Here is a 16,356-nt window from a genome sequence, read left to right on the forward strand (position 1 = left end):
CGCAATCACTTGCCCTCACCTTTTTCATGGATTTTGCCGTACTCTTCGGTAATCACGTAATGGTTAATGCTTTCCTGATACATGAACATTTCCACTTCCAGCGGGCTTGGTTCTTCATTAAATTTCTTTTTAAATAAATGGTTGAAAAAGAGGACCATCCCCACGCCGATACCGAGCGAGTACGGAATTTGCAGCATAAGCGGATGCTTGACTTTCTCACCGGTCATGAGCTCATAAATGCGCTGATGCACGTCCAGCATGGACACATCCGCATGAAAATTCATAATCGCGAGTCCGGAGCCGATGAACAGTAACAGCCATACCACACCAATCAGCACCGGGTTCGCCTTGCGATTATCCGTCGTAATTTCCAGCAGCACATGAGGCTCCCCGTAATGCTCAATCTGAAGCTCCGGAAAGAGTGCCCTCACCTTGCTGATAATCAGCATCATGTCGAGCAGCACGCGATTGCCGTCCGCCTGCTGCGGCTGATGAATAATCAGCTCTTGCAGTGCCTTTTCATACACGGGGTCCACGATCAGTTGGGCAATATGCCCCAGCTTGACAACTTGACCTTTGCGCACGCAAGCCTTCCGCCGAAGGCGGATGTACATCACTTTGCTTGTAGGAACCACCATCGCTTCACAACTCCTTTCAGGAAGCCTGGAACGACTGCCGGCCGCCTCAATGGAAATCATCCAGCTATGATCGTAGTATGCAAAATGTTTCCTTGGCATAAACAATTTCCCCAGTGGTAAATTCTCCATGCATAATCCGCTATCGCACTTGGCATAGTAACGATGAGCACCGCCAACTTCATCCAGATAAAGAAGGTGATAACATGGCAAAATTCGCGTTGACGCTCGTCATCATCGGCGCGCTGAACTGGCTTCTCGTCGGATTGTTCGAATGGGACCTCGTTTCGGCGATCTTCGGCGGCGATTCGCACCGGGAATCCTCCTGGCTCAGCCGCGTAGTGTATACACTCGTCGGTCTTTGCGGCTTGGTATGCATCAGATTTTATTCCACAAACCGCTACGCTCGCTAAGATCAGGCTGTTTGTGCAGGATGACAAGCCGCTTCACCCCCGTCACACCGGGCAACAAGCGGCTGCGGCCTTATTCTCCTTACCAAGCAAACAACGAAAAACCGTCCTCCTCGCGGAGCACGGCCTGTTCGCATATACGTATTTATTGAGCGATTTGATCTTTGATCGACTGCAAAATTTTCTTCTCCAGACGTGAGACCTGCACTTGGGAGATGCCTAACCTGCTCGCAACCTCCGATTGGGTCTGATCCCGGAAGTAGCGCAGGTAGACAATCAAGCGTTCTCGCTCGGAGAGCGTGCCGATGGCTTCGTTCAGCGCTAGCTTTTCGAACCACTTTTCGCCGGTCTCGTCTGAAATTTGATCCATTAACGTAATCGGATCCCCGTCATTCTCAAACACCGTCTCATGAATAGACGAAAGCGGTTTATTCGCCTCTTGCGCGAAGACAACCTCCTCCGCGGTAATCATCAGTTCTTCAGCGACTTCCTTAATCGTCGGAAGCCTGCCAAGCCTCTTCGAGAGCTCGTCCTTCGTTTTCCGAATCTTATTCGCCAATTCCTTCAGCGAGCGGCTCACCTTCAAGGTGCCGTCATCCCGCAGAAAGCGCTGGATTTCACCGATAATCATCGGAACCGCATACGTCGAAAACTTCACATCGTAGGATAAATCGAATTTATCCACGGACTTTAGCAGCCCAATACAACCGATTTGGAACAAGTCTTCGGCTTCGTATCCCCGGTTCAAAAACCGCTGAACCACGGACCACACCAATCGGATATTGCAGCTGACAAGTGTTTCTCTGGCGAGTCCATCTCCGGATTGGCTGAGCGCGATGAGCCGTTTGACTTCCGAATCGTCTAAATAACTATGAGAAGCATGCTTCAGATCAACATCCATAGATCCTACTCCTAATTGTATAAAGCTTTTTTAGATTCAATTCGCTTCAACATGTTTATTTTCGTTCCGATGCCAACAGCCGTCACAATATCCACTTCGTCCATGAAATTTTCCATAATCGTAAAGCCCATGCCCGAGCGCTCCAGCTCCGGCTTCGACGTGAACAGCGGCTCTTTCGCCTGCTCCAAATCCGCAATGCCCGCACCCTTGTCCTCGATCGTCAGGCGAACCAAATCCCCCTCTATCTCGGCGGAGATCGTCACAATGCCATCCGACTTATTGTCATAGCCGTGAATGATCGCATTCGTTACGGCTTCTGAAACGACCGTCTTAATATCGGTGAGTTCATCCAGCGTCGGATCCAGCTGCGAAACGAAAGCAGCGACCGCCACACGCGCAAAGGCTTCATTCTCCGAACGAGCGGCAAACTGAAGTTGCATAAAATTACGTTCACTCATAGTGCAACCTCCAGACTGGACATTGCATTACGTTCATTCTCATGAATCGCGACAATTTTGAACATCCCGGAAAGCTCAAACAGTCGATAGACGGCCGGAGAAACGTCGCAGACGACCATTTTCCCGCCCTTGCTCGTAATTTGCTTATAACGGCCAAGAATAACGCCTAGGCCCGAGCTGTCCATGAAGGAAAGATCTTTCAAGCTAAGGATGACGTGCTGCGTCTGCTCTTTGGCAATCGCTTCCTCCATCCGCGCTTTCACACTTTCCGCCGTGTGATGATCCAACTCGCCTCTTAATCTAACGATTAGCGCTCTTCGGCCTTGCTCGAATTCAATTTGCAGGCTCAACCAGTCCACTCCCTTCACAGTCATGAACATAGGTTTCTACAATCAGGGAGACATTTCCTGCCCCCCGACAAAACTAGAAGAAAAGCGCTAAAAGTAGGTAAAATACGCGAGATTTCGCCGTCAATCGGTATGGAAGAGCGAAGATGTCGTCCGTTTGAATAGCTTCCACCAGGACGCTTTGGCTACATCGGCAGGCGACTCCAACGGATACTCCGCAATGACGGCATCGCCGTTGTAGACAACGATTTTACCGATCGGCTGTCCTGTGCGAACCGGCGCTTTAATGGACGTATCCATCACCAGCTCGTGGCGGATGTTTGCCGTATCGGTTCCTTTTTTCATCAACATGCTGTAGTTTTGCTTGGCAGTAAGCGGCAAGGAGGAGACCTCGCCTTTATTGATTGTAAATTCACCCAGCTGATCGCCGGTTTTGAAGATCGGGTAGTTCATATATTGCGCAAACGCATAATCAAAAAGTTTCGTTACTTCCGCATTCCGTGTTTTCGTGTTCGGCTCGCCGAGCACCACCGCGATGACGCGCAGATTGTCGCGTTTGGCAGTGGCGGACAAGCAGAACTTCGCTTCGCTCGTGTAGCCGGTTTTGAGGCCGTCTGCGCCGCTGTAGAAGCGTACGAGCTTGTTCGTATTCACCAGCCAGAACGGCTTCGGCGAGTCTTTGCGCAAATAGTCCTGGTACGCGCCTGTAAAGCTCGTGATGCCTTCATGCTTGAGCAGCTCCCGCGACATAATGGCGATGTCGTTCGCCGTAGTATAGTGATTTGCCACCGGCAAGCCGTTGCAATTGGAGAAATGCGTATTTTTCATGCCGAGCTGCTGCGCGCGTTCGTTCATCATGCTGACGAAATTTTCTTCCGAACCCGCGATTTTCTCCGCCATCGCAACCGATGCATCGTTGCCTGAAGCCATCGCAATGCCTTTCAGCATCTCCTGAACGGTCATCTGCTCGCCAGGCTCCAGGAAGATTTGCGAACCTCCCATGGAAGCTGCGTATTCGCTGACAGATACTTTCTCATCCATTTTGAGCGAGCCTTTGTCGACCGCTTCCATAATGAGCAGCATCGTCATAATTTTCGTGATACTGGCCGGCGGCAGCTTGACATCCTTGTTTTTCTCGGCGATGACCGTCCCCGTATCCGCATCCATGAGCACGGCGGATTGGGCGTTCGGCGTCAAGTCGACGGGTTGCGGCTTACTTTCCGCAGCGAAGACAGACGGCAGCACCAGCATCGCACACAATTGGAAACAAATGAAACTTAACAGCCCTTTTTTACGCATAGCAATGGTACCCCTCCTGAGATGTATCACATGTTAGTTTTGGCAGTTGCAGCAAGAATGACTGCTATTCAGTTTGGACGATTTTCCTGCAAAATATTCCAAAACAAGCAAAAAACCTTCCGGTTTCCCGGAAGGTTTCTTCGCTGACTAAACAATGACATCATAAATCAACTGCAACGGAGTCGGCTTCGCTTCCGCGATTGCATAGGCGCCCCGAATCATCGCCTCAACTTCCTGCATATCCTCCCGATTCGCATGAATCGTGCAGATCGACTCGCCCGGCGCAACCTTGTCGCCGATTTTCTTGTTCAGCGTCAGCCCGACTGCGTAATCGATGCTGTCTTCCTTCTTGGCACGGCCCGCGCCAAGCAGCATAGCGGCAATGCCGATCTGCTCGGCATTGATGCGGGAAACGTAGCCGCTCTCTTCCGCAGCTACTTCGAAGCTGTAGCGCGCCGTTGGCAGCAGCTCCGGCTGATCGACCACCCGCGCATCGCCGCCCTGGCTGGCGACAAATCGCCGGAACGTCTCCACAGCTTGGCCGCTGCGAATGACGTCCTGCACCTTGATCCGCGCCGCTTCATAGTCTGTATCGCCTGTGCCCAGCATGACCATATAGACGGCCACCGCGACTGCGACTTCCGTCAACTCCGCATCGCCGGTGCCGCGCAGCACCTCCAGCGCCTCGCGGATTTCGTTCGCATTGCCGATTTCCCGGCCGAGCGGCTGCTCCATGTCCGTAATCATCGCAATCGTCTTCCGATTCAGCCGGTTGCCGATGTCCACCATCGTCCGCGCTAGCACCCGCGCATCCTCGACCGTCTTCATGAACGCGCCGGAGCCGATCTTCACATCAAGCACGATCGCGTCCGCACCGGAAGCGATTTTTTTGCTCATGATGGAGCTCGCGATCAGCGGAATGGAGTCCACCGTCGCGGTCACGTCGCGCAGCGCGTACATTTTCTTGTCCGCCGGAGCGAGGTTGCCGCTCTGCCCGACGATGGCGATTTTATTCGTATTGACCGCCTGAATAAAAGCTTCGCTGGACAGCTCGATCTGGAAGCCGGGAATTGACTCCAGCTTATCGACCGTGCCGCCCGTGTGGCCGAGGCCCCGGCCGGACATTTTCGCCACGGGAATGCCGAGCGACGCCACGACCGGCCCGACGATTAGCGAGATTTTATCCCCGACACCTCCAGTTGAATGCTTATCTACCTTGACTCCTTCAATCGCCGACAAATCGACCCGATCCCCGGATTCCACCATCGCCGACGTCAAATATGAAATTTCCTCATTATTCATACCATTTAAGAAGGTCGCCATCAGGAACGCCGACATCTGATAATCCGGCGCGCCGCCGTGGGTATATTCCTGGATCACAAACGTGATTTCTTCCTGGGTAAGCGCTTCGCCTTCACGCTTTTTATGTATGACATCCACCATGCGCATGTCTATTCCTCCTTCGATAACTGACCCTTGTATTATAACCTGTGCAAATGAAAAAAGGGAGCTACAGGAGCTCCCCCTTCAATCTCACTTATTGTACGACAAGTTTCGTTTTCATCGTCGCGTGACCTTCACCGCATGGAAGTACGCACTCGATGTCATATGTACCCGGTTTATCGAACTTCACTTCTTTGGAAGGGTTGTCTTTATCCAAGTGGATGTCCAGACCTTTAATTTCAATTGCATGGACGCCTTCCTTCAGTGACAAGGAAACCTTGGTTGTTTCTCCGGATTTCACTGTGTAATTGGCATTATCAAATTGCCAGTTCGACGCTACAATCTTGAGTTGTGGCAATTTGCTAGCTGCAGCCTCTGCTTCCTGTGCCTCTTGGCGTTCGGAAATATCTTGAAAGAGGACCCCAAGCCCTAACACGCCCGCAAGTATAAATAGTACGAAGAAAATCCACTTTTGCATGCTTATCCCCCTCATAGGTTGTTCACTTCATCTATTCTACCTAACATCCGTGTAGAATCCCATAGCCAGTTCGTGGCAAAATATTGACTGTTTTGTGACAGATTTGTGAAACCTCACTGGCTATAGGGTTGCCTAATCTTGACGAATATACACGGACTCGTTAGTCCGATTTTAGGAAGAAGTAAGCGGAACTTCCCGCACGAAAGCTTTGACCAGTGCAATGAACTTCGGCTTGGTACGATTGGCAACCGCAACGACCTGCTCATGCGTTAATGGCTCGAGCTCTTCGCCGATCGCCATGTCGGTGATACAGGAGATGCCGAGTACCTTGAGGCCTGCATGCCGCGCCGCGATCACTTCGCCGACCGTCGACATGCCGATGGCGTCGCCGCCGATGCGCGCGAGCATCGTCAGCTCGGCCGGCGTGCAGTACGTCGGCCCGGTAATGCCCGCGTAGACGCCTTCCTGCAGCTTGAGCGGCACGCCGTCTTCGCCCACGACCGAAACAGCCAGCTCATGCGCCAGCTTGCGGTAGGACTTGTCGTACGCTTCGGACATGTCCGGGAACCGTACGCCGAGCTCATTGTGGTTCGGTCCGATGAGCGGGTTGGCGCCGGTCATATTCAAGTGATCGCTGATCACCATCAGATCCCCCGCCTGGAATGAACGGTTCATCCCGCCGGCGGCGTTCGTCATCACGACCGTCTGCACGCCAATCGCTTTCATCACGTAGACGGGGAAGACCACCTTTTGCATATCATAGCCTTCGTAAAAATGAAACCGTCCTTGCATTACGATGACCGATTTGCCTTCGAGCGTGCCCGCAACAAAACGGCCCGCATGGCCTTCCACGGTCGATACCGGGAAATGCGGCACTTCGTTGTAATCAATAGCAATCGGCGACTCCACTTGCTCGGCCATATCTCCGAGACCGGAACCGAGCACAAGACCGATTGCCGGTTGGACGCCCCCCAGTTTCGATTGAATAAACTGCGCAGCTTCTTGAATTTGTGCTATGTACGTTGGTGCCATGGTTAGTGAACTCCTTTTCTATAACGCGCTGATAATACCGAGTACGAGCTTCAGGAACTTCGGCTTCACCCGCTCCGTCGTCTCCATCACTTCCGCATGGGACAGCGGTTGATCGAGGATGCCCGAGGCCATATTGGAAATGCAGGAGAAGCCCAGCACTTCAATACCGGCATGGCGTGCGACGATCACTTCCGGCACGGTCGACATGCCGACTGCGTCGCCGCCAAGCGTACGGAACATGCGGATCTCGGCCGGCGTCTCGTAGTTCGGCCCGAGCAAGCCGACATACACGCCCTCTTGCAATTTAAAATCCTGCGAAGCCGCCACATCATGCGCCAATTTGCGCAGACGCTTGCTGTACGCTTCCGACATATCCGGGAAACGCACACCGAGTGCCGGATCGTTCGGGCCGATGAGCGGATTTTTAAACGTCAGGTTCAAATGATCCGCAATGACCATCAGATCGCCGACTTGATACGATTCGTTGATACCGCCTGCCGCATTGGTCACGATCAGCGTCTGAACGCCGAGCGCCTTCATGACGCGAACAGGGAACGAAACCGTCTCAGGGCCGTAGCCTTCATAGGCATGAAACCGGCCTTTCATGATAATGATTTGCTTGCCTTCGATCTCGCCGACAACAAGCTCACCGGCATGTCCTTCAACGGTAGACACCGGGAAGTGCGGGATACGGGCATAGTCAATAACGATCGGCTGCTGGATCAAATCAGCTAGTACGCCGAGGCCCGAACCAAGAATAAGTCCGATTTGCGGAGCGATTTTCGTCTCTTGGGAAATAAAATCCGCCGCTTCTTGAATTTGCGCGATCAGGGATGATTGGGTAGTCATCGTCGTAGTTCCTCCTCAATATGTAAATTGCGCCTCCCGCGACGCAGGGGCTACTTCAATGCATGCAAAAAGCTTTCACCATGGCCGGTAAACTTCACGCCGAAATTGTCGGCGATCGTCGCGCCCAAATCCGCAAAAGTCGCGCGAATACCGAGCGAAGCCGGCTCGCGCAGGCTCGGGCTGTAGAACAGAATCGGCACGTACTCCCGCGTATGGTCAGTGCCCGGATGGATCGGGTCGTTACCGTGATCGGCGGTAAAAATCAGCAGATCGTTCGGTCCGATGCCCGCCTTTAGCTGCGGCACGGCGTTATCGAATTCGATCAAGGCTTGACCGTAGCCCTCCGGATCGCGGCGATGGCCATAGAGCGAGTCAAAATCAACAAGATTCGTAAACGCAAGCCCCCTGAAAGCCGAAGCAATCACTTCAATTGTACGCTGAATGCCGTCCATATTGCTTTTCGTCGTGTAGGACTTTGTCACGCCCTCGCCATCGAAAATATCGTTGATTTTACCGATCGCAATGACATCCAGACCGGCATCTTTCAAGTGATTCATCACCGTTGGCTCCGGTGGCTTCACCGCATAGTCGTGCCGGTTCGGCGTCCGCTTGAACGCGCCTGGCTTGCCAACGTACGGCCGAGCAATGACTCGCCCGACGGAGAATTCATCCTGCATCGTCAGCCTTCTGGCGATTTCGCACGCCTTGTACAGTTCTTCGAGCGGAATGATTTCCTCATGCGCCGCCAACTGAAACACGCTGTCCGCGGACGTGTATACAATCCAGCTGCCGGTCTTTATCTGCTCCTCGCCGAGCTCATCCAGAATCTCCGTTCCCGATGCCGGCTTATTGCCGAGCACCTTGCGGCCGGTCTCCTGCTCGAACTGCGAGATCAGCGCCGCCGGAAAGCCGTTCGGAAATACATTGAACGGCGTCGTCATTTTGAGGCCCATCAGCTCCCAGTGGCCAGTCATCGTGTCCTTGCCGACGGACACCTCCGCCATTTTGCCGTAATAAGCTTCCGGCGCATCCGTCTGCGGCACGCCTTGCAGCGGAGCAATGTTGCCGAGCCCCATCTTCGCCAGATTCGGCAGTGCGAAGCCTTTCACCCGCTCGGCGATATGTCCAAGCGTATGCGAGCCGACATCGCCAAATTCCCCGGCATCCGGCAGTTCGCCAATCCCCACACTATCTAAAACGATGAGACTGATTCGTTCAAAACGCATATGTATACCTCCAAATCTTACCGAATCGTATAACTGTCGCACTCTAGATTATCGCACTTCCGCCCTCTGAATGCAAAACAGCAGCCTTCCCGTAGGAAGCGCCGCTGCTGGTGGTTATAAATGCGCTCTCGGATGAGCGCTCGTGTAGACGTCCTTCATTTTCTGCTTAGACATTTGCAGATAGCGCTGCGTAGAAGAAATGTCGGCGTGGCCGAGCATTTCCTGCACGCTGCGCAAATCCGCGCCGTTCTCGATCAGGTGCGCGGCAAACGAATGCCGCAGCGTATGCGGCGTGATCTCCTGCGTGAGCCCCAACTGCTGGGCGTACTGCTTCACAATTTTCCAGAACCCCTGCCGGGTCATGCGGGTGCCCAAGTGCCCTGGGAAAAGCGCCTGCTCACTGCGGTCTCCCTTCGCCAGCTTCGGCCGTCCCTCGTCCAGGTAGGCGCGAAGGACGCGAATGGCGATCGGGCTGAGTGGGATCATCCGCTCCTTCTCTCCTTTGCCCGTGCAGCGAACGAAGCCCAGCGGCAGGTACAGGTCATCCACATCGAGCGAGACGAGCTCCGTTGCCCGAATGCCGGTCGCGTAGAGCAGCTCCAACATCGCTCGGTCCCTGAGACCGGCCGCATGCTCATCTGACGGGGCCTCCAACAGCCGCTCTACGTCGGCAATGGGCAGCACCGCAGGGGCGCGCTTCTCCTGCTTAGGCGCCTCGATAAACACCGTAGGGTCAGCATCCGCCAAACGCTCGCGCACGAGAAATTGATAGAACGCACGCAGCGACACGCGGACCCGGGAGATCGTCGCCGCCGCTCTCCCGGCTTTCCGCAAGCCGCCTATATATCCGGTCAGCTGCGCTTTGCCCACGGCTCGCCAGCCGGTTACGCCCTGCTCGTCCAAATACTGTTTAAATTGCACAATGTCCCGCTTGTACGATTCCAGCGTACTCGGGGACAATCTCTTCTCCATCTTCAAATAATGAACGAAAGCGCTCAGTTCATCCGTCATGCCGTCTAAACTCCTTCATACTAGCAATTCCAATATACCTTACTAGCATTCCACGAGTGCGCTGCGATCTCCTTTATTTTATTCCCCGTACCAGTAAAAGAAGCGCAAGCGCTCACTCATCGACCCCGTGTCAAACTTGGTGGTGATCTCCTCATGACCAAATGCCTTCACCGATTTGCCTGTCGGCGTCTTGTATTTGTTCACAGGCTGAATCCAGTCCGTCACAACGGCCATGACTTGATACAACACGATCGTGAGCGCGATAAACAGCATAATATATTGCAAACGAACAATTAATTTGCGATAGGAGAAGATCATGGGGCCGCCTCATTTCCATTGCGTTTTAGAAACAGAATATGAGGCTTGCCCGCCGATTATGACAGCTCGGACAATGCGGAATACGGCTTGCCTAGCGCTTCCGCCACCGCAGGATGCGTGATATGGCCCTGGTACGTATTGACGCCCAGGGAGAGAGGCACGCTTTGGCTCACCGCCATCTTGAAGCCTTTGTTCGCCAGATCAACAGCATACGGCAGCGTCACGTTCGTCAGCGCCAGCGTCGACGTGCGCGGCACCGCGCCCGGCATGTTTGCGACGGCATAATGCAGCACGCCGTACATCTCATACGTCGGATCGCTGTGCGTCGTGATGCGGTCGATCGTCTCGATCGACCCGCCCTGATCGACGGCAACATCGACGATGACCGCCCCCGGCTTCATGCTCTGGACCATGGAAGCCGTCACTAGCCGCGGCGCTCGTGCACCTGGGATCAGCACGGCGCCGATGAGCAGATCCGCCTTCGCCACAGCGCTGGCGATATTGTACGGGTTCGACATCAGCGTGCGCAGCCGGCCGTCGAAAATGTCGTCGAGCTGCCGCATACGATCGGCACTCCGCTCAATGACCACGACGTTGGCGCCCAGACCAAGCGCCATCTTGGCGGCGTTCGTACCGACGATGCCGCCGCCCAGAATAATGACGTCGGCCGGCGGGACACCCGGCACGCCCCCCAGCAAAATGCCGCGCCCGCCATACATTTTCTCGAGATATTGCGCGCCGATCTGCACAGACATGCGGCCGGCCACCTCGCTCATCGGCGTGAGCAGCGGCAGTGAGCCGTTCGCAAGCTGGATCGTTTCGTAGGCGATGCCCGTCACCTTTTTATCCAACAGATGATTCGCCAAATCGCCTGCCGCCGCTAAATGCAAGTACGTGAACAGCATGAGGCCTTCCTTGAAAAAGCTGTATTCCTCCGGGATCGGCTCTTTGACCTTCATGATCATATCGCTGCCCGCCCAGACTTCCGCTGCGCCGGCAACAATCGTCGAGCCTTCCTGACGATAGTCTTCGTCCGTAAAGCCGCTACCAAGACCAGCTCCGGCTTGCACGAGCACTTGATGGCCCTGCATCCGCAGCATACCTGCACCTCCCGGCGTAAGTGCGACGCGGTTTTCGTTATTCTTGATCTCTTTGGGAATGCCGACAATGATTGGTTTTTGTGTCATAGGCTCTACCCGCTTCCCTTACAAGGTTTCATTTGAATTGCTACTCATAATGTACCCCAGCTTCCAAAGCTATTATGTGCTGCGCTGCCGATCCTTGATTCTCCTTCAGTATATGAGCGTGGACGCAAAAATGCCTGTATGCACAAGACGTGCTTACAGGCATTTCGGGCATATAAATCGCTTCTAGCAAGCGATTTTAGTGGGATTTGTCGGATTTGTTCAATGATTCCGGTTTTCCTCGTTCATTGCAACGGTAGCAGATTCCCTGAAAATCCAACCGATGATCGAGGACTTGAAAGTGGAACAGCTGATCCAGTCGTTCTTCAAACGGCCCCAGCCAATCCTCCATAATCTCGTCGACAGCGCCGCATTGGACACAAATGAGATGGTGATGATGGTGACTGGAATTGTCGTCGCGCAGGTCGTAGCGTGCAACACCGTCGCCGAAATTCATTTTCTCCAAAACATGAAGCTCGCTCAGGAGCTCTAATGTACGATAGACAGTCGCAAGACCGATCTCGGGCGCTTTATCTTTAACCAGCATGAACACTTCTTCCGCGCTTAGATGATCCTGTTCATTCTCTAGCAAAACACGCACCGTCGCTTCCCGTTGAGGTGTCAGCTTGTACCCTTGGGACTGCAACTGCTGTTTAATTTTCTCGATTCTTGCTTCCATATGCCTCCCCCTCAGAGAGTGGGCATTACAGCCCATTTTAGCCACTCTTTTTATTATAGGGGGAGCTTGCTGACAAAGTCAAACATAATCATACATCATTTGGTTATCCAATCATTACAAAGCCAGGGCAACCAGCATCGGGGTGACCCATTTCATCATGATTTGCGACACATAACCTTCGAGCAGTGCCGCTCCGAACAAACAAACGCCCATCGCCAGCGTAATCGTCGTGTACCGCATAAAAGGCTGATAGATCGCCCCGCTGCGGCTCATGATGCGGTGCTTGATCATATAAATGGAGAAGGACATCGCCGCCACGCTGCACAGAAGGATCGCCGGGATAACGATCAAGTTCTGGGGCGCGACCGCCACCAGCGCGAACAGCATACCTTTCCAGGACATTTGCCCGACGAGATAGCCGACTGTAAAGCCGATCAGCACACCTTTCAGAAAATCCAATACAAGAATCAGCGGCAATCCGATAATGGAAAGGCCGAAAAGCCAGATCAGCAGAATCCATTTCATATGCATGCTGAACGCCTGAGAGAACGACTGCTGGCTGTCCATGTCGGCCCCTTCGTTAATTTCGTGAAAAAAACTGCTCAAGTGGCGCGTCAGCTCCGTCTTCTGATCCATCGAAAGCGCATTGACCATCACAGCTCCGAACACAACCCCGATGACAAAGAGCACAGAGACGAAAATGAATAAGGGTACGTTGTCTTTTAAAAATTGTTTCATCGTCAGGTTCCGGTTCACGCTCGCCGCTCCTTCCTTGTAAAGACTCTACAAAGACAAGCTTATGAGCTTTCCGCCGAAACTATGAATGATTTTTCACCCGGCCGTATTTGCCGCCGCCGCCGACTTCGAGCTCAAGCTGGCCTTCCCTGGCCGCAATAAGATAGGAGGCAATGTCCGCTCCGACCGCATCAACAAGCGCTTCCGGCGCAGCATGATGCAGCACGTTCATCTCCGTCCCGAAACGGTCCAGGAGCAGTGCCAGCTTCTTCGGGCCAAGACCGGGAATATATTCCATGGGCACTTGAAAATGATACGGCGGCCGATACGATGGATAGAACGGTTCCGCCCGGTCGGCGATCGCATGGATGCGGTCCATGACCCCGCGCACCATTTTGTGACTGCCGCACTGGGAGCAGCGCTCGACGACAATCGTTTCGTCCTCCAGCACCTCGTGGCAAACGCTGCAATACGTGCGGTGGTACTTGCCCAGACGGGGATTCAGCCCGTAATTGGCTTCCACGGCGCGGCCGTCTTCGCGCTTCAGCGCCTTGACGACCTCTTGAAAGGTCGGCTCCGCCAGCTTCAGCTTGTTGTACTCGCGGCCGATTTTGGGGAGCGAGTGAGCGTCGGAGTTCGTAACGAACGTGAACGGGTCGAGTTCGGCAATGAGTCCCGCCATCGCCGAATCGGCACTTAAGCCGAGTTCAACGCCGGCAAGCTGCGAGAGATCGAGCAAGTCAGCCATATGCCGCGTGGCGCTGCCGTAAACGCTCTTGTGCGGCGTGAAAATATGCGCCGGGATCATGATGCCTCCCCGGCAAATGACTTCTTCCTGAAGCGTTCTAGCCGTCACATAAATGCGCTGCGAGCTGAGCTCCACATTTTTCATATGACGCTTCATCCAGCCCGTAAAATCCTGCATCGCCGTCAGCGTCGGCAAATAAGCGAGTAAGTGGGCCGGGCCCATGCCCGGATCGCGCACCTCGATCTCGCTGCCGAGCAGAATCGTCGTATCGCGGTAGCGAATGCCGCCGCCTTCAAGCTCAACCATCTCGCCGCGGGAGAGATTGTCCATAATCTCCTCCTGCACGGATGGCGAGTGGCAGTCGATAATCCCGACCACGTCCATCCCCTTGCGGACAGCCGACTCATGTGCGATGTTGCGGAACGTCAAATTGTTCGCGGCGCTGATTTTCACCGCTTGACCCTTTTCCGTCCGCCCGATATGGATGTGCAGATCGACGAAGTACGATTTCATCAGATTTGCCCAGTCAACTTGTACAGCTGCCAGGCGTACACCGCCATAATCGTCTTCGCATCGGAGATGCGTCCCTCGCGCATATACTGCTGCGCTTCCTCCAGGGTAATGGCTTCGCACTCCAGAAACTCGTCCTCGTCCGGATTCGCGTCACCCTTCATCAGATCCTCCGCGATATACAGATGGATGATTTCATCCGCAAACCCCGGCGACGTATAAAAGGAACTAATCAGCCGAATGTTATCCGTCCGGTAGCCCGTCTCTTCCTCCAACTCGCGCAGCGCCGCCTTCAGCGGTTCTTCGCCGCTATCCAGTTTGCCCGCTGGAATTTCCACCTGGCTCTTCTCCAGCGGCTTGCGGTACTGCTCAACTACGATCATTTTGTCCCCGAGCAGCGGAATGACGGCTACGGCGCCAGGGTGCTTCACGATTTCCCGCGTGGCCGTCTCGCCGTTCGGCAGCTTGACCGTATCCACCTGCAAGGAAATGATGCGGCCTTCATAAATCGGCTTACTCGAAACCGTTACTTCCTCAAATTTTTTATGCTGTGTCATATCGCCACTCCTGATCTTCAAATTTTGGTCTAACTTGTCCACGTTCGGCATACCCATCATTATATCAAAAAATTTCCTGAAATGAGGGGCTCGCATGAAAAGCTATGTCGGCGACGGTCAAATTCGAATTGTAGGCAAAGCATGGGAAGTCAAGCATCTCCTCCATAAAATGATGCGGCAAGCCGGCGAAGGCGCAACCGTCGCCGAGTATATCGGCGCTCTTCATCGCGGTTCTTCCGGCGGGCGATCCGGATCGGCTGGCCTGACGCTTCCGTTCCCAGGACGGTAACGGGTCACAAAATAAGCGTACAAAAACAAGCGATGCCATCAAGGCCATCGCTTGTTTTATTATGTCCATTTATACCTTTGCCGCTTCCTTCACCAGCGCCACGACAAGCTCCGCTGTTTTCACGAGGTCGGAGACCAGAATACGCTCCTTCGTCGTATGAATATCCTCGTAGCCGACAGCTAAATTCACGGTCGGGATCCCCATCCCGTTGAAAATGTTCGCGTCACTGCCGCCGCCGGAATGGAACGTCCGGGACGTAAGGCCCAGCGTCTTCATCGCGCGGGACGTCAGCTGCACAACCGGCGTTTCGTCGTTATGCATGAAGGACGCATACACGATCTCCGCGTTGAACTCGCAAGTCGTGCCCGCATCCGCCGCCGCAGCTTCACACGCTTCCTTCATGGACGCGATTTGCGCCTCAAGCTTATGCTGCACGATGCTGCGCGCTTCCGCTTCCATCCGCACGCGGTCGCAGACGACGTTCAGCGGCCCCACGCCGGAGAAACTGCCAATGTTTGCCGTCGTCTCTTTATCGATGCGGCCGAGCGACATGCGCGAAACCGCTTTGCTCGCCACTTGGATCGCGGAAATCCCGTCTTCCGGATTCACACCCGCATGAGCGGACTTCCCGTTGAAAATTATTTCAATTTCCGCACGGCCCGGCGCCGCGACGGCGATATCGCCGATCTTGCCGTTGGAATCAAGCGCAAAACCGAACTGCGCTTCCAGTAAGGCGCGCTCCATCGCACGCGCCCCCTTGAGGCCGCTCTCTTCGCCGACCGTAATGACGAACTGAATGCGGCCGTGCGGAATGTTCTGCTCTTTCAACACTTTAATGCCTTCAAACATTGCGGCGATGCCTGCTTTATCATCAGATCCGAGAATCGTCGTGCCGTCGCTGCGTATGTAGCCGTCGTTGCCGATTTGCGGCTTAATGCCTTTGCCTGGCGCCACGGTGTCCATATGGGACGTAAAGAAAATCGTCGGAATCGCAGCGTTCGCGTCCGTCGCTTCCAGGGTGCAGATCAGATTGCCTGCCCCGTGCCCGCTTCGGCCCATCGAATCGTCTTCGAACACATTCAACCCGAGTGCGCTGAATTTTTCTTTCAGCACTTTGCAGATTTCCGCCTCATATCGCGTTTCGCTGTCCACCTGAACAAGCGAAATAAACTCTTCCACTAACCGCTCTTGCTTAATCATAGCTTTCCTCCGATACTCACTTTGGGTTACAATAATAGCGTACAAGC

Annotated in this window: 20 protein-coding genes; 2 read left to right on the plus strand and 18 right to left on the minus strand. The window is 54.1% G+C overall.

All coding sequences use genetic code 11. The features are described 5' to 3' along the window. Positions 1 to 5: 5 nt before the first annotated feature. Entirely contained in the window at positions 6 to 638 is a 633-nt protein-coding gene (locus ABE504_RS07310) for a stage V sporulation protein AA (protein WP_430086469.1), read from the minus strand. A 203-nt stretch (positions 639 to 841) separates the two neighbouring features. On the opposite strand from ABE504_RS07310, the gene ABE504_RS07315 reads away from it, so the two are divergent. Further along, positions 842 to 1,048 (plus strand): DUF378 domain-containing protein, encoded by a 207-nt coding sequence (locus ABE504_RS07315; RefSeq protein ID WP_126141163.1) that lies wholly within the window; start codon positions 842 to 844, stop codon positions 1,046 to 1,048. Positions 1,049 to 1,190: 142 nt separating this feature from the next. On the opposite strand, the gene sigF is transcribed toward ABE504_RS07315, so the two are convergent. The 16 genes from sigF to ABE504_RS07395 form a co-directional block, all read right to left on the minus strand. Next, positions 1,191 to 1,946 (minus strand): RNA polymerase sporulation sigma factor SigF, encoded by a 756-nt coding sequence (gene sigF, locus ABE504_RS07320; RefSeq protein WP_126141164.1) that lies wholly within the window; start codon positions 1,944 to 1,946, stop codon positions 1,191 to 1,193. Between the two features lie 11 nt (positions 1,947 to 1,957). Next, a complete protein-coding gene (spoIIAB, locus tag ABE504_RS07325; protein ID WP_430086472.1) occupies positions 1,958 to 2,404 on the minus strand; it encodes an anti-sigma F factor in 447 nt (148 codons plus the stop codon). Then, positions 2,401 to 2,754: an anti-sigma F factor antagonist gene (gene spoIIAA / locus ABE504_RS07330; protein ID WP_126141166.1), complete on the minus strand. Its 354-nt coding sequence runs from the start codon at positions 2,752 to 2,754 to the stop codon at positions 2,401 to 2,403. Before spoIIAA ends, spoIIAB begins: the two co-directional genes overlap by 4 nt. Positions 2,755 to 2,874: 120 nt before the next feature. Then, the gene (locus tag ABE504_RS07335) at positions 2,875 to 4,050 is read right to left on the minus strand and encodes a D-alanyl-D-alanine carboxypeptidase family protein (protein ID WP_430086476.1); all 1,176 of its coding nucleotides are present in this window, start codon (positions 4,048 to 4,050) and stop codon (positions 2,875 to 2,877) included. Between the two features lie 147 nt (positions 4,051 to 4,197). Beyond that, on the minus strand, positions 4,198 to 5,499 hold the full coding sequence (locus ABE504_RS07340) for a pyrimidine-nucleoside phosphorylase (RefSeq protein ID WP_430086479.1): 1,302 nt from the start codon (positions 5,497 to 5,499) through the stop codon (positions 4,198 to 4,200). Positions 5,500 to 5,587: 88 nt separating this feature from the next. After that, positions 5,588 to 5,971 carry a hypothetical protein gene (locus ABE504_RS07345; protein ID WP_430086483.1) on the minus strand — a complete coding sequence of 128 codons (384 nt, stop codon included), beginning with the start codon at positions 5,969 to 5,971 and terminating at the stop codon, positions 5,588 to 5,590. Positions 5,972 to 6,142: 171 nt separating this feature from the next. Then, positions 6,143 to 7,003 carry a purine-nucleoside phosphorylase gene (locus tag ABE504_RS07350; protein ID WP_430086486.1) on the minus strand — a complete coding sequence of 287 codons (861 nt, stop codon included), beginning with the start codon at positions 7,001 to 7,003 and terminating at the stop codon, positions 6,143 to 6,145. Positions 7,004 to 7,021: 18 nt separating this feature from the next. After that, complete coding sequence (locus ABE504_RS07355; protein ID WP_430086489.1) at positions 7,022 to 7,852, minus strand: purine-nucleoside phosphorylase; 831 nt, start codon at positions 7,850 to 7,852, stop codon at positions 7,022 to 7,024. Between the two features lie 50 nt (positions 7,853 to 7,902). Continuing rightward, positions 7,903 to 9,078: a phosphopentomutase gene (gene deoB, locus ABE504_RS07360; RefSeq protein WP_430086492.1), complete on the minus strand. Its 1,176-nt coding sequence runs from the start codon at positions 9,076 to 9,078 to the stop codon at positions 7,903 to 7,905. A 114-nt stretch (positions 9,079 to 9,192) separates the two neighbouring features. After that, positions 9,193 to 10,089 carry a site-specific tyrosine recombinase XerD gene (xerD, locus tag ABE504_RS07365; RefSeq protein ID WP_430086495.1) on the minus strand — a complete coding sequence of 299 codons (897 nt, stop codon included), beginning with the start codon at positions 10,087 to 10,089 and terminating at the stop codon, positions 9,193 to 9,195. A 78-nt stretch (positions 10,090 to 10,167) separates the two neighbouring features. Then, positions 10,168 to 10,407, minus strand: coding sequence for a DUF4227 family protein (locus ABE504_RS07370; protein ID WP_430086496.1), 240 nt, complete (start codon positions 10,405 to 10,407; stop codon positions 10,168 to 10,170). Between the two features lie 56 nt (positions 10,408 to 10,463). Further along, entirely contained in the window at positions 10,464 to 11,579 is a 1,116-nt protein-coding gene (gene ald, locus ABE504_RS07375) for an alanine dehydrogenase (protein WP_430087419.1), read from the minus strand. 211 nt (positions 11,580 to 11,790) lie between these two features. Next, entirely contained in the window at positions 11,791 to 12,270 is a 480-nt protein-coding gene (locus ABE504_RS07380; protein WP_430086499.1) for a Fur family transcriptional regulator, read from the minus strand. 114 nt (positions 12,271 to 12,384) lie between these two features. Then, entirely contained in the window at positions 12,385 to 13,008 is a 624-nt protein-coding gene (gene spoIIM / locus ABE504_RS07385; RefSeq protein WP_430087421.1) for a stage II sporulation protein M, read from the minus strand. A gap of 79 nt (positions 13,009 to 13,087) precedes the next feature. Then, entirely contained in the window at positions 13,088 to 14,266 is a 1,179-nt protein-coding gene (locus ABE504_RS07390) for an endonuclease Q family protein (protein WP_430086502.1), read from the minus strand. After that, entirely contained in the window at positions 14,266 to 14,820 is a 555-nt protein-coding gene (locus tag ABE504_RS07395) for an NUDIX hydrolase (RefSeq protein WP_430086505.1), read from the minus strand. The genes ABE504_RS07390 and ABE504_RS07395 overlap by 1 nt, the downstream gene beginning before the upstream one ends. A 94-nt stretch (positions 14,821 to 14,914) precedes the next feature. Between ABE504_RS07395 and mciZ the strand changes: the two genes are divergently transcribed. After that, entirely contained in the window at positions 14,915 to 15,109 is a 195-nt protein-coding gene (gene mciZ, locus ABE504_RS07400) for a Z-ring formation inhibitor MciZ (RefSeq protein WP_430086508.1), read from the plus strand. Positions 15,110 to 15,178: 69 nt separating this feature from the next. Here the strand turns inward: mciZ and ABE504_RS07405 are convergent, their stop codons facing one another. Beyond that, positions 15,179 to 16,309, minus strand: coding sequence for a M20/M25/M40 family metallo-hydrolase (locus ABE504_RS07405; RefSeq protein ID WP_430086510.1), 1,131 nt, complete (start codon positions 16,307 to 16,309; stop codon positions 15,179 to 15,181). Positions 16,310 to 16,356: the final 47 nt, after the last annotated feature.

Source organism: Paenibacillus oryzisoli (assembly GCF_050467285.1).
Classification (GTDB): domain Bacteria; phylum Bacillota; class Bacilli; order Paenibacillales; family NBRC-103111; genus Paenibacillus_E; species Paenibacillus_E oryzisoli_A.